At 45.4% G+C, this 16,006-nt stretch carries 5 protein-coding genes; 1 reads left to right on the plus strand and 4 read right to left on the minus strand.

The window, feature by feature from the left end; translation table 11 throughout:
* Positions 1-199: 199 nt before the first annotated feature.
* The 3 genes from M1D72_RS14960 to M1D72_RS14970 all read right to left on the minus strand — a co-directional run bounded on the left by M1D72_RS14960 (position 200) and on the right by M1D72_RS14970 (position 14,301).
* Positions 200-1,426, minus strand: coding sequence for a hypothetical protein (locus M1D72_RS14960; protein WP_456295691.1), 1,227 nt, complete (start codon positions 1,424-1,426; stop codon positions 200-202).
* A gap of 4 nt (positions 1,427-1,430) precedes the next feature.
* On the minus strand, positions 1,431-3,104 hold the full coding sequence (locus M1D72_RS14965) for a hypothetical protein (protein WP_456295692.1): 1,674 nt from the start codon (positions 3,102-3,104) through the stop codon (positions 1,431-1,433).
* 586 nt (positions 3,105-3,690) lie between these two features.
* Positions 3,691-14,301, minus strand: a complete 10,611-nt coding sequence (locus tag M1D72_RS14970; RefSeq protein ID WP_456295693.1) for a tandem large repeat — start codon at positions 14,299-14,301, stop codon at positions 3,691-3,693.
* A gap of 266 nt (positions 14,302-14,567) precedes the next feature.
* Between M1D72_RS14970 and M1D72_RS14975 the strand changes: the two genes are divergently transcribed.
* On the plus strand, positions 14,568-15,503 hold the full coding sequence (locus tag M1D72_RS14975; protein ID WP_456295694.1) for a peptidoglycan DD-metalloendopeptidase family protein: 936 nt from the start codon (positions 14,568-14,570) through the stop codon (positions 15,501-15,503).
* A 51-nt stretch (positions 15,504-15,554) separates the two neighbouring features.
* Here M1D72_RS14975 and M1D72_RS14980 read toward each other — a convergent pair whose 3' ends face one another.
* A complete protein-coding gene (locus tag M1D72_RS14980; protein WP_456295695.1) occupies positions 15,555-16,004 on the minus strand; it encodes a hypothetical protein in 450 nt (149 codons plus the stop codon).
* Positions 16,005-16,006 lie beyond the last annotated feature (2 nt).

The raw sequence follows: 16,006 nt of genomic DNA on the forward strand, positions 1-16,006 counted from the left end.
CGCAATAGGATTCGCCGCAGTGACTTCGACAACGGAATTTTTACTTTGTGGGTCAATGCTCAGTTTATTTTCAAATTTAAGCTCCGGCGCGGTTAAGGTTTCAAACGGCAGTGGAAAATAACGGCTAGCGGGCTGACCCTTACGACCATAAAGGCGCCCCATTAAATACAGCTGGCGCTGATTATGCGATGCGGGCATATTATTTTCCCTCCTGACGCGATTTTAATTGACGTTGATAGGATTCGTCGTATTGCTCTTGAGTCGGAATTGGCGGGAAAAAACTGCCTAGATCCACTTGGTCAAACTGTTGTGCTAGATGTTGAGAAATAAACAGGTTCAAGTGATTAAGGCTCTTATAATCGTCTTTACTACCTAACTGTAAGTCATAATAATATGTGATTTTATCGAACATTCCAGCTTCATTGGGCTGGCGATAACGCAGCAAAGTATTACCGTAATTACCAGAATTTTCTTTGAAGTACCAGGCTCCCTGTTTTATAACATTTCGGATAGGTGCATTTACTATCTGTTTATTGGGATTCGCTTTAGAGAACACGTAATTTTCACGGCTCATATTATCACCACAAATAAAGTAGTTTTGATTGGGGTTATAATCAAATTGGTCTTGACAGGCAGGATCTAAGTAATTTTTAACCTCTTTTATTTTTAAAGTATCTAAATCAAACCCCGCTTGTACTCGTTTAATAATCTCACCGGCGGGATTAGTTTTAGAGCCTGACCAAATTAATAGATTCAACTCGTCATTAATCATAAACGTTTGAGTGTCAACTTCGGGATAATAAAGTTCACCGTCTATGGTAAATTTCTCAGGCAACACATTAGATTCAGCACCTGTTGCAAGGTCAATTTTACGTGGCTGATTATGGATGGGACTGGTATCAGAATAATAGTAAGAGCGACTATCCTGACTAAAGGTGCCATCCCAACAAGTGCGCATCTTAGCCACAATCTTACGGTCTTTTAAATCATAGATAAGGCAGGGAGTTCTATCTAAATTAAACGAATAGTGCGTGGATAAATATCGGCCATTCGGAGAGCGAACATTATAGCCCGTCGGCAGTTTCCCTAACTCCTCACGATCCAGCAGTAGACGCATATCTGACCCGTTTATATTCATGGTATAAATCGTGCCATCTCGCCCGTAATTAAACATCACTTGAGGTTGGCTATGTACTGTATCCCACTTTTCTAAGGTAATGTTTTTAGGTAATTCGATAGTGATATCCCAAGAAGGAATGCGCTGCTTTCCATTCCCAAATATATTCCATTCTCTGCTCTTAACAATTCTATCGATTCTTTCTTGTATTTCTGGAGCTGATCTAGGCTTGGAATTCCAATAGGCTGTGCCAGCACCGATAACGACCACTGCTGCAACCGCAGCTGAAGTAAGGACTTTTTTATTCATAGTTCTAGCCAAAAATAAGTTGTTTCATTGAATCCAGCAGTTGGTTTTCTGCTACTTGCATTTGTTGTAATTGCTCGTCGATTTCGCACTCTTCACATTCAGCAGCAGAATCAAACGGCTCTGGTTCTTTGATGACTTGGTCATAGGTTAATTCACTAAATACTGGAAATAGGCTATCGCTGCCTTGGCTGTTGGCCAAAAACAGGTTGAATTTACCATCGGCAGGTAAGCCGCTAATTAGCGCTTCGATATAGCCATTTTTTACTTCAAGACCGAACGCTTCGCTGACCTTCCAATCACTTTGGGTATCTTCCATAATGGCTATCAAATTCTGATAATCGGAATCTTCAAGTTCACCTTCGTTTTGATTCACTTCCACCCGCACCATAAAGCCGCTGTTTTTACCATCAACATACGCCACCACGGTGTTGCTGTTATCAAAACTGCGCACCACGGTTTGCTGAGCGCTTAACCATGGCATATCGTCTTCGGTAACGGCGTGAACAGTCGCGCTGACCACATCCGAGGTATGTTCTTGGGCAGAAAAGATTTGCGAATCGCTGTAAACGGTTAGTTCATCTAGCGGTGTGCTGGCAGCAGCGAGTTTATCAGTATCTGATTCCAGCGCCTCAATTTGACTAAAGCGCTTTTGTTTGGGTGAGAACACCAGCTTTAAGCCAGTCTCTTGCTGTTGCACTTCTCCGGCGATTTTGTAAGGCATCCAAATATGTGGCATGGCAAATCCGTCTGCCACTCGTGGAATATTTCGTGGCTGCTCTTTTTGCTGCTCTTCTGCTTCAAGTTGACGGTAATACTCAACGTCAATGTCTTGGTAATAGCCTTTTTCGGTAATTTCCAATTCACGCCAAAGTTTGTTGTTCCAAAATACGTATAAGTAGCCGCCTTGAAGCTCAGAGGCCTTGGCTTTATCCAAACTGCTGTCGAGGTAGGCAAGCGGCCTAACCGGCACCAGCACGTTATCCCACTCATCCATTTTGGTGTCTTTATCGACGGGAGTTAAATCGTCTGCCAGTTTAAGCAAAATGGGTGTTGGCTGACCTGGGCATGGAATGCGGATGTAGAGCGTTTTTGGTTCGTTCTCTAGGTCTTTAAACGTCGCTAAGCTGCGGTGTTTATGATCATGGTCAACTCGGCTGACCGTGACTTTTTCTTTTTGCGCTTCTGTTTTACCGAGCATTAAGCACGCCGCGTTGCTTGGCCACTGACCAGCAAATTCCACCACAATTTTATGATCAGGCGATGGCGTCACTGGCGTGTACGTCATGACACGTGGCAACGGCACATCATCCGTCACCATTTGATAAGCGGCTTTATGCACTTGGCCGGTTTGTGAACCGGAAACACTTTCGATTAAAGCTGCGAATTTGGGCGTGGCTTTGAGCTGAGCTTGTGAGATCGGCGCTTTTCGATTAAGCGGCGATGTTGCCACCCACTGCGCACTGCTAAGTTGATTTTTAATGGCAATAAAAAGGCTGTGAAGGTCTTTTTTTGCAGAGGGCGCCAACTGTTCAGAAAGAGATTTAGGAAGCTGACTTAATACGTCTGATAATTTTCGCATACGCGAAAGCTGCCCTATACACTCATCAGGTGTAAGGACAAATTGGAGCTCATTTTCCGTTAACTTAGAGCCCGGTATAAATTTGCAAACTAAATGCATGTAACGTCTCCACAACCAATATTGGTAAATTTATGGCTGCGGTGATTTTAAGCTGATAAGGCTTAGATATTCGATTTGGTAAATGGATTCTACTGGCAAAAATTAATTGCATCAACCAAAGAATGATCTCTTTATGGATAGTGAATATACCTAGCTATATACGGTAATAAATAATAGAAGTGAGCTTGAAAAGAAAAAGAAGTGGGAGTTTTCACTCCCACTCAATGTAACTAAATACGTTCTCGTCTTCGAATCAATTCGGTTCAGTAATCATATAGTTACCAAAGGGTTAGGTAACATGCCGTTACCCAAGCAGGACGTCACCCCGTACTGGAGCGAGTGGGTGCACTATATATTAATCGATTGGAATCGCAATCTGACATATACCCAGGTAGAAACAGGCTTTATAACACTATTCATGCCCCATAATATTAAGTTAGTCGGAGCAGTTAGTGATTAGCACTATTAAACTAATCATTTGCTCTATCACTAAAGAAATAGCACCGATATTAAATATTAAAAAATGATACATTGATCCCAAAATTTATTTTAAACACAAAAAAGGCGAGCTATTGCTCGCCTTTTCCTATGCAGCTAACTGCCAGTCTCTATGTTTATTTTTATCTCGGTCTGTGTTTATTTCAAAAGTTGGATTCATGGTTATCTCCTCTCCACTCGAGTTTTTATTAAAGCTCTGGGAATCTTGAGCACTTAAGCCCGATTGGTTCACACCATCAACGCTGATGTTAATTGTATCGTCAGCCAGTTCGCTCAAATCTAAAGAGACACTCCAAGTTCCATCACTTTGAATTTGTGCCTCGCCAGACACCTCAGCGTTATTCACATCTGTCGCGACTACGTTAACAGTGATACCTTCGTCAAAATGAAGGCTAGTACCACTTATTTCAACCGAACTTGCATCATCGGTTATATCGCTTGGCGCGTTAATCGTAATGCTCGGCGTCGGCGTGATTAACAAGGTTTTCGTCGACGTCACATCTTCACCTTGGTTACCAAACGCATCACTATAGCCTGCAATTTGTAAACTTAACTCGTCACTTTGACTATCGAGATTTGAAACCGTAATTGTACCTTGCCACTGAGAGCTTTCGCCGCCAAGGTTTTGCCATGCAATAGTTTCGCTGCCTAACATTGAACCTGTCGGGGCACTCACTGCTTCTCTGAAGGTTACATTGACGGTCACTATTTCACCTTCGCTAGCACTTTGCGGTGAAATAGTGGTATTTGCGTCATTCAGTGTCGGCTTAGTTTGTTTTAGTTCAAAGCTACCGGTGACGTTTTCTGCAGTTGCTTCAACGTGGTTACTACCGCTTACGGTGATGGTCACTGTGCCATCACTAAAGTTTTCTACATGGGCAACGACCGCCCAACTGCCGTTATCTTCCACGTTGGCAGTGAAGTCTTCGCTTTGGCTGCCATTGCTGACTTTGACATTTAACGTATCACCTTGGCTAAAGCGGGTGCTAGTACCGGAAATGGTCACTGCGCTGGCATTGCTGCTGTTCACATCACTGACGTCATTCAACGTAATTGTTGGTGTGATCAGTAGTTTTTGCGACGCGACTGTCGATGACCCACTGTTGCCTGCTTCATCGCTAAAGCCAGCAATGATGAGTTCAAGATCCTGAACATCGCTACCCAAGCTCGGTACAATATAGCTGCCCGTCCATGTGGCGCTTTCACCGCTTTGGCTCGTCCAGCTAATACTGTTACCACCAAGGGTTGATGTACTTGGCTCGCTCACTGCTTTGTCAAAGTTTGCAGTGATGGTGACTTCATCACCTTCACTGGCCATTGCCGGTGACATAGACGCGCTGCTTAGTTCCGGGCTGGTTTGTTCCAATGTAAAGCTGCCTGTTGCGCTCTCTGCTATCGCGCCAGCTTGGTTCGTACCACTCACCGTAACGTTTACAGTGCCATCGCTAAAGCTTTCGACATTGACACTGGCTGTCCAACTGCCGCTGGCATCCACACTGACGGATTCCTCAATCTCTTGACTGCCATCACTGACTTTAACGCTTAACCTCTCGCCTTCGATAAAGCGGCTACTGGTACCGGAAATGATCACCGCCCCGGCATTGCTGCTGTTCGCATCACTGACGTCATTCAACGTAATCGTTGGTGTGATCAGCAGCTTTTGCGACGCGACTGTCGATTCACCACTGTTGCCTGCTTCATCGCTAAAGCCAGCAATGGTAAGTTCAAGCTCCTGAACATCGCTATTCATGCTCGGCACAATGTAGCTGCCCGTCCATGTAGCACTTTCGCCGCTTTGGCTCGTCCAGCTAATGTTATTGCCACCAAGGGTTGATGCACTTGGCTCGCTCACTGCTTTGTCAAAGTTAGCAGTAATGGTGACTTCATCACCTTCACTGACCATCGCCGGTGACATAGACGCACTAGTTAGCGCTGGGCGCGTTTGTTCCAAGGTAAAGCTGCCTGTTGCGCGCTCTGCTATCGCGCCAACTTGATTCGTGCCACTCACCGTAACGTTTACAGTACCATCGCTAAAGCTTTCAACATTGACACTGGCTGTCCAACTGCCGCTGGCATCCACACTGACGGATTCCTCAATCTCTTGACTGCCATGACTGACTTTAACGCTTAACGTCTCGCCTTCGATAAAGCGGCTGCTGGTACCGGAAATGATCACCGCCCCGGCATTGCTGCTGTTCGCATCACTGACGTCATTCAACGTAATCATTGGTGTGATCAGCAGCTTCTGCGTGGCGACTGTCGATGAACCACTGTTGCCCGCTTCATCGCTAAAGCCTGCAATGATGAGTTCAAGCTCCTGAACATCACTATTCAGGCTCGGCACAATATAGCTGCCCGTCCATGTGGCGCTTTCACCGCTTTGGCTTGTCCAGCTAATGTTATTGCCACCAAGGGTTGATGCGCTTGGCTCGCTCACCGCTTTATCAAAGTTTGCAGTAATGGTGACTTCATCACCTTCACTGGCCATCGCCAGTGACATAGACGCACTGCTTAGCTCTGGTAGCGTTTGTTCTAACTCAAGGCTCGAGGCGACTTCATCCGCGACCGCTCCAAGTGCATTGATACCATTGACGGTCACAGTGATCGTGCCATCTTTCAAGCCTGATAAGTCAGCTTGCGTTGACCAATTCCCGCCGTCGCTTACCGTTGCTTTAGCGGTAACTTGGTCGTTTCCATCAGAGAACACAAGGTCTAGGCTGTCATTAGCATTAAAACGCGTCGATGTTCCTGACACACTCACCGCTGAGACATTTTGTGAATTCACATCAGGCAATGAATTTAAGCCAATACTAGGCGTGATCGCTAGGCTGTATTGGGTATTCTCCGCTCCCACATTGCCCACATCATCACGATAATTACTAACTGAGACTTGTAGCTGGTTGCTGCTGGTACTTGGCACGCGAACTTGACCTGTCCATTGGGTTCTGTCGCCATTTGACGTCAGCGAATTGATGCTGGTATCCCCAAGGCTAACCTCTGGCGACGCCACCGCTTTATTAAACGTCAATTGCAACGTTACGTTCTCACCAATTTTTTGGTAACTCGGCGTAAACGTTAACCCATCGAGAGTTGGCAAAATACCATCTACATTAAGCGTTAAGCTATCCCCCTCACCTTCAATGGTGTTGATGCTTTGATAGCTTCCGGCTTCAACGGAAATTTGAACATCTTGCTCGATATCTTGAGGCGCTTGATACGTGACCGTAAAACGGGTGTTATCGGCGGTATTCCAGGTTGCCGATAGTAAAGAGCCGACTTTACTGGTATCACTTGCACTCAAATGCACATCAGAAATATCGAAACCTTCTACTTGTTCAGAGAACACAAACGACAACTCAACTTCTTCGCCCGCCGATAATGTCCCTGATTGACTAGTGGTGATATTCAGTGTTGGCACCGATGATTCGGCAACCGCGACTGATGATGAAGCCGATGCGGTTTTGTTTGCCGCATCCGTTGCCAAAATGCTGGCGGTGTAAGACCCTGCCTCCACGAGGTAGTGATACACATACAATTGGCTTTCACCATCTTGCGGCAATTCTGCTTGCTGAACGGAGAATGTTTCACCGCGACTATTGGTCAGCGTTGGCGTGACATTGCTCAGGTTAGCATCGCTGACTGTCGCAGAAACCGTGACTTCATATTTGCCATCTTGTGGCACAGCTGATGCTTGAACCGCCGCGACATTCGAGACTGTTGGTTGACTGAAATCGACGATCGCGCTTAAGCCACGGCTATCAACCTCGTCGCCACTGTAAAGATAACCTTGAGTCTCACGGCCGATTGTGTCTGTTACCGTAATTTTGAGATGATAAATCGCTTGGCTGTCCGTGTTTAAAGTGAAAGAACCGTTCGCGGAGGTTCCCCCATTAAAACTGCCAGACTCAACGATGTTACTCATTTCATCCGATTCTAAACTCACCGTATAGGTTTGTGCTTCAATGGCGGCTGAATTATTGGCACTTAGAATAAAGTTCTGAATTGAATCAGAGAACAGCAGCGCACTGTTGACCATTGATACATCGCTATCCAGCGTTAGCGTAACTTGAGGGCGAGACGTATCCACGACGATGGTTTTTGTGGTGGATAATCCCGCTAAGTCGGTTGCTGTGATATTGACACGTAAGCTATCCATCCCTTCAAGCTGTTCGGCATCCAGTTCAATGTAGCTTGCGGTGTTATTGACATCCTGCTGTTTATTGAACGTAAACTCCGGACTGAATGAGCTATAACTGACTGTTTCAATACCGCTGCCACTGTCGTCGATATCGAAACGGAAACGTACCTTACCTTGATTTTCTGAAGACGGCGAAACCGTTACGTCGTCACCAATGGTTGGCGCGGTGTTGTCAATTTGCAGGTTGATCGAATCAGTAGCGGTTTTGCCCCAAACGCCTTGCGCGGTAACACGGACTCGTACAGATGTGCCATCAAGCTCTTCGGATAAATCATTGCTAAAGGTAAAGCAGTTGTAATCCGAATCATCATCACAGCGCTCAGCCGTACTGAACAGATTCGAATTTTGTGATTGAGAGTAATCGGTATTACCGACGCGCACCGTAATATCATCAATACGTGAGTTTTCGTACACTTTCACTCTAAACGCTAAGTTCAAGCGCAAGCCAACATTGTCACTGTCACTAATGATGCTTCCTGTGGCTGGATCCGTAATGTCCACATCTAGGCTGCCCGTTGGAATCACCAACTCAATATTCTGCGTTTCAGCCGTATTACCTGCAATATCACGCAGGTTACTGATTTGGAAGTTTTGCTGGGTACTCAAGCCATCAATCAATGAATCGTACAATTGCGTATACGTACAGGTTGTCACCGAACTGTTGGTTGGCGTCGTACAAGTTTCCGGTGTGAACGCCACATTGCCGTTAACTTTAGTCAGTGTTGGCACGGTATTGTTTTCGTCGGTGTAAACACCGGAGAGTACATCACTAAACGCAAGACCAAAGCTCAACATTTTTTGGCCGTCGCTGTTCTTATAGATGTTTTCGCCAGTAAAACTGTACGCACTGCCATCATCCACGACCGGCGCATCAATATCCATCATATTGAAGTTAAACAAGCTAGTGGATTCTTTACCATTGGTCCCTGTTACGCGAGCCACTAGAGTGACGTTGTCACTCATATTGCGATCGGTTGTCACATCACACCCATAAGGTGGCTGCGAAACGTGAATCACGCCGGAGTACGCATACGAGTTGTCCGCTGGTACGTCTCCTGCGGTGTGATTTTCACGAACCCAACATTCGATCGTCGATGGCGCGACTTCGCCTTCCACATTGAACACCACACTTAAATTATTATTAGCAATATAGCTTTGGAAGTTGCTCGGGCTAGCAATAGACAGCTCAACACCTTGACGCTGGACACTAATGGTCGCGTTCTGTACGCCGGGCTGACGAGCACTGGCGTCGGTATAACGAGTCTGGTTATACACGCGAATTTCAATGTTATAGCTACCATCAAGCTCCAGCTGCGAAGCAGAAAGACGCGCTTGCCAGCTGCCATCTTGTTGCTCGACAAAATTAAAGCTACTGGCTTCTGAAGAGACTTCACCAAGGTAACGATAGGTTGCTTCAATCGAATCCACACCACTGACGTCATCAATATCCATGGTAATCAAAATGTCGTCATCACGCGTGATCGCCTGACCAATATCGGATCCATCGGCGTACGTCATTTTATAGCCACTGATGGTCGGGCGAGCGTTATTCACGTTAACCGAGAACTCTTGCTGTTTGGAATTACCCCGATTATCGGTCGCCTCAATTCTCAACGTGTGCTGTCCATTGGTTAGCCCAGTTAAGCTTATGACTTTGTCTTCGCCGATATTAATACCCGCGACACCATCTAATGGCGGCGTATCGGTGTACATCCAATACTGCATGTTGTCTTGCACCCCTTGCGTGGAAGAGATGGCTGACGAGCCGCCCGTTTCAAACAAGTCACGTGCAATCACGTCAAAATCGTAAGAGCTTAGATAGTAATCTTGATCACTAAATCCATTGAGTGAAATGGTTGGGCCCTCTCGATCAATCATGACCTCACGAGAGTTTGACTCAGAAACAAAGCCGTAGATGTCGGTCGCTTTAACCACTAGGTCGGTTCGTAAATTACCCTCTTCAAGCTGAATTTTGTCGGTATCGGAGCTGGTCAATGACATTGAAAATGGGTTACTGGCATCCGTTGGGCGAATCACCTTAAGCGGCGTATCATAACCCACTTGATAAAGCGCAACTTGCTCGACGCCGGAGTCGTCCAAGGTAGAAGCTAAGTTGACAGAAAATGCACGGCCTAACAGATAACTTTCACCAGAAACGGAATCTTTGGCCCAAGGAGAATCAAAGGCAATGGTTGGTCCTTGGTTATCAACTTTAAAGCTAAAGGTGCCTGTGCCACTTTCATTGGCAGGGTAAGCACTATCTTTTGCCGTCACTGAAAAGATGTTAGTCGCATCATAATCAAATGCGTCCGCGACCAATTGCACCGCTACATCCGGCTGATCGCCAACTAAATAAGGCTGATCACAAACCTCAGATTCAGGGTCGCACTTCGTTAACTCAACGGTTTGCCCTGAGCCACGACGTAGGCTTATCTTCACTTCACTGCCGGGAGCGAGATTGCCCCACTCAATATCCGGCGTCCAGCGTTCATTACCGCCCAAACGGGTTTCAATCGCTTGGCCATTCACCACTGGTGGCTCAGAATCAATATGAATATTAAAACGCGGCGCATTACTGGTAACCTGAGAAACCGAGTTACCTAGGTTATCTTCCGCGCTGACGACGACGAGCCAATCACCATCACCAGGGTTAATAGACTGCTCGCCGTTCTCACACGCACTCTCGTTACACAAACGTACTTTAAAGGTGGTTTCACCATTGCTTGAGAACTTCTCATAGCTGTATGAAGCGCGTTCACCGGTCGGTTTGTAGAACACCAAACCACGAGACTCGAGTTTATCCCCGACTTCATCTTGAATATTAAACGTCAGTTCATGGACATTATTGGTATTAAGATAGGTGTCCTCTGACAACGTGTCGCCATCGATGTTCAGTGGGGGTTGGTATGTCGCGACTGGGTAGTCATTATCAACATAAAACGACTGAACATAAGCAAACTCACCATTGTAGCCGTATGACTCGCCGTTGTTATCCATTGCACTGATGTTTAATGCAAATTCGACAATATCAGGCAAGGCAGCCGATTGAGAATCAAGGGTAAAGTTATACACCTTTTTATAATTGGTACTGCTGCTTGCGTCTTGATTGATCGATACATTTGCTAAACGTTTTTCATTGATCGAATCATACCAATATGGCACGAAATCAGGCGCATATTCACCGCTGGCAACAATGCCCGATGGATCTTCAATCGCCACTTGAGCGTTAATACTGCCTGCAATATAAATTCGATTATTTACCGTTTCGTAAGTTCGACCAGATGCAATCGTCACCGTTGGTTCTGGTGGCGTTTTATCAATACTTTCACCTTCAAAGTCGAACACACCGCTCCCATTGAGCATTGGATTCGCCTTAGAAATATCATCGGCGTATAACTGAGCTAGGTAAGAGGCAACATCGTAATCAACAGTCACTTTATCGAAATAAATTTTCGCCAAATCAGTGCGATAGGTATCTGCGCTAAGTTGGTAGCCATCAAGCGATAAATTTACGCCATCAATACCGATGCCATTGGCTTTGCCGTCGTAACTGAAATCACTGTAGAAAGACGTTGCAAAATTGGCTGAGGTATTTCGCGGCGTGTCTTCTGCCATGGTCGCAATCGATTCAGCAAGAAAACGGTGTTGGTACTCGTCACCAGGATTCGACGGAATCGACTGTTCTCTTAATAATTGATTGGTGGCGTAAGGCGTGCTTGCCGGATCAAAGCTAAAAAAGGCACTGCTGTTAGTACCGAACACGGCGGAATTGACTTTATTCAGCGTATCCACCGCTTTCGCGTTGGTTTTGTCGCCACTTCCAACTTGATCCCACAAGTAATCAAACAATCCGGTTTGATAGACTGAAAGTTCAGTAATGTAGAAAGTTTGTGAGCCATCAAGTTCAAAATAAGCGCCAAAATTGGCATTGCTTAAATCCACACTCGCGCGGTTGCTGTCATTATCTTGCCATTGATAGTAGTAAGTATTGCTGTTGTCCGTGCTGATTAAGCGAACCCGCATAAAGTCATAGTTGACCACATCGGTCGTGAGGTCACACGACGCGACGTCATAGGCCAAAACACCAATAGACTCGTTTTGTTGCACTGTGCTACAACTCGCGAGAGAGGTAAATGAGCCGTTGGCACTGAGCCCTTCAAGTTGAGCACGGGCATTGATAAATGGGGTAACAACGGTAATCGTTGGTAAATCAAAGGTACTTCTAAAATACACGTTTTCATGAGGGCTTTCGTTGCCAGATTCATCTTCGGTATAGATAACCAAACGTTGACTGCTGTCTTCCGATACCGATGTAAAGTCGGGACCAAAGATATCGCGGCTGTAAGGAATATAATAAATCACGCGATTCACTGAGCCATCGTCGTCTCGCTCTATGGTCTCATGCGGAATTTTACTCACCACCTCATCGGTTGATGCCACAGTTGAAGTTGAATTTTTAAGCGTATAGTCACCGTCATTATTTTCACTGACATAGTAATCGACGACTAATTTGAGATCCTCGGCAGAGGAACCAATGACTGACTCACCGCTTGGGTCACTCACCACCACGCGAAGGTAAGGAATGTTATTTTGATTAAGCAAATTGACGTTAAAGTTCGCCATATCGACATCATCAATCGTCGAAGCAATTCCATTGGCACCATAGCTGTAATCGATTTTTAAGTATCGGTCTGCGCCAATTACCGTGTCTGCGCTATAAGTGGACTCGTTATATTCACCTTGAATTTCTGAGCGATTCTCACCGTCTGATGCATCGATAAAAGGAAACGTGGTGTTTTGTGGAAAAGTGATGGTTTGAGTAGGCGCGGTATCATCGCGGCTGACGCTATGAGTATACGTCCCAACGTTACCTTCACTGTCAGTCGCTTTAATCGTAAACAGCGTATTCGATGTAAAATCTTCTGTTGGATAGGGTTTACTGAATTCACAGGTACTGCCGATTTGTGAAATCACAGGTGTGCAATCGGCGGCGTCATCAGTACCACCATTAAATGACACGGTCACAGACGTAATGTCTTCTGCCGCTTCTTTTACAGTTGCGCGCAGTACATACTCAGTGAGAGTATTGTTGATGGTGCTGGCCGAAGTAACATCAATAACTGGTGCTTGGTTATCCCAGCTAAATGGAATTTCGATGCCTTGATCTTCATACACAGTTAACGCATTGCCCAGTACGTCACTGGTATAAAGGACAACTCGCGCCGCGGTGACGTTCGTTAATTCATCCTCATCAAGAGACACATGATCCACTTGGGTGGTATCAATGGTCACATGAACCTGGGTTTCGCGAACGCCACGCTCAAAATCCGTTAAATCTAATCCGCAGTAACCAACCGGCGCTGCATCCGTCAACTCACACGGTTCAAGTTCAGACCACACACCATCCAATTGATACTGAAGGTAGGCTTCAACGTCATCGACACCGATGTCATCACTAATCGTGACATCCATTTGATCAATATCGGCCAAGGTATCAGAATCGGTGCGAGTGGCGGTAGGAGGCAGTTCATCAATCGTGACTTCATCACGAGCAGGAATAACGCCATCATCCCCTTCTCCACCTAATGCATTGATTTTCTTACTGAACGTCTCGTAATCTGATGCTACCGTACCGGAAATATTCAATGCCGGGTCGTTGACCACGATCAGTACGTGCTGCGCAAGCGTATTGGTGTATAAGTCACTGCTGACGCGAACTTGCCCATAAGAAAGCGCCATTGGTAAACCGTTTGCAGCATTGATGGCTTCACCATCTAGCAAACCATCGGCAATGATATCTTGGTGCTGAAGGTAAGCTAAGTTTGCTGACGTATACACATTTTCGGTATCGCCATGGGTATCAATAAGATCCTTGGCAAGCGAAGAGTATGCAAGCAACAGTGCGCCATACTGGTGGCCGCTCGTCGCATAACTGCTTTGACCACCGCGGGTAATATCAATCGGCGTGGTGCCATTCACGTCAAAACCATACATCGTATTGACCGTTTCCAGCGCGTCGCTGACCGCTTTACTATCGTCCACCCCTTGGGCGATTTGATATTCAGCTAATCCCGCAGCAAGGTAACTAAGCGGAGTAACCATCAGGCTTTCATCATCACCTTCTGAATAGTTAATCACACTATCAAAACGCAGGGTATTACCATCGCTTTCTGCTACTGTTGCGCCGGTTATCGGGTCTTGATACGCACCGCCCTGAGCGGTGATCAATAATGGGCGTGAGGAAGAATCAATAGATACGGAGTATTCACCAAAGGCATTGGTTTTGGTTCGCGCTAATAGTGACCCTAGGTTACCATTGTCGTATTCCCATACACTCACTTCTGCACCAGATATCGGTGCATCATAAACGTAACCAGAAATACTTCCGGTAGCACGAGATGGCGGAGAGCTATCGCCTCCGCCGCCTCCACCACAAGACGTTAATATAAATAAACTAGCCAGAGCGGAATAGAAAGATGATTTATTGTATTTTATGGGCATGATGATGACGTAAAAAAAACTTTTCGCCGATTATATGCTCGAAAATAAAAATCTCAATCTGGCAAAAAAACGACTATTTTACGCATAAAGAAAGCCCAAATAGTCATAATGCCTATTGGGAGTTTAGGTGGGATAGTTTAATTAAACATTAATCTAGTTAAACTATGACTTTGATATTAACTGGGATGTACAATATTTTAAAAAATAATAGAATAAAACATCCCAAGCACAATGAATTCTAATATTAATCGTCAGTTATATATATCATGCCAAAGTCAGTATTTTTGTCAGCATTGTGTCTATTCGTGCTGGTAACCTCTTCAATTACAAGTGCAAGTTACTTTTGGTCGTCATCAGAACCTCAAGTAAGCGAGTCTTTATCTGAGCCAAAAACCGTCAAAAAAATTCCTACTGTTTTTACAGGCACCGTTGAATACTCTTTTGTCAGCTCTGTGTTAGATACAGGAGTTACACCGACAGAAGTAAAGTCTCTATTAGATCTAACGACCGATCACTTCAATGTATTAAATCAAGCTTCAAAAGGTGGTCAATTCGCGTTTAAAACAGATATGGATAAAAAAAAGGAGCGCTTTGTTCGTGCCTTCTATTATAAAAATAGCGATAAAGAGTTTTATGCTTACCGCGGCAACGATAATCAAATCTATGATCAAGATGGATTTCAGTTTAATAGTTTAAGTCGCCTGCAAATGCCGTTTAAACACCATTACCGGATTAGCTCTTCGTTTAGCTTGAATCGCCGTCACCCAGTCACGAACCGAATAACCCCTCACTATGGTACCGATTACGCCACACCTGTTGGCACGCCAGTATTGGCAGTCGCGCCCGGTAAAGTATTAGTGTCAAGACACGACCATTACGCTGGCAACTACATTACGATTAAACACGGCAATGGTGTCTTGTCTCGCTATATGCATTTGAAGAAAAGTAAGGTGAAACGCGGCGATTATGTGGCTGCTGGCGACATCATTGCTCTTTCAGGCAATACTGGGCGAACAACCGGGCCACACCTGCATGTGGAATTAATCGAGAAAGGCATACCGATTGATTATGCGAAAACCATGCGCGACTTTAACCGCCGGGAATCATGGGCAAACCGCTCACGTTCAATGCAAGCGGTCAATATGTTCCATACGCTCAAGGGCGACTTAAACCAACAAACCATTGCGTTGGCGATACCATAGACCACTCTTGTCTTAAGCTAAAAACGTAGAAGCTCAAATTTGCCTTTAGGCTCACGTGCGTAAAATCAAACCAATATCCAAGGCATGTTCAAAGGTTAAAGTTTCTGAGATCAGGCTGTGAAGCGTTGTTTCCGTGAGTTGAACAACCGTAACGTCTCCTTTAGGGGGAGCAACGTGAACAGCAATTGCCTTCCCTTGTTTGTATTGCGCCCAAAGTTGGCTATCCACTAAGTAGATATAACTGTTACTTGGAATCGGCGGTGAAGAATCGCCCCATACTTTCAGCCACCAAGTCACGCGTCTCAAGCCATTGGTTCCAGTTAAAACTTTCGTGGGTATGATGACGTCATTTTTCACCGCTTGTTGCGTTGCAATTGCGACATCTAATGCCCCTGGATAACTCTCAGCAAATGGATTGCTGAACTGACCATCGTAAGAGCAAGCCCAACTCGCTGGGCTCGCAATCAGGAGGCTCAGTAACATACTGAGTTTATAAGACATAG

The sequence above is a fragment of the Vibrio sp. AK197 genome, from assembly GCF_053903115.1.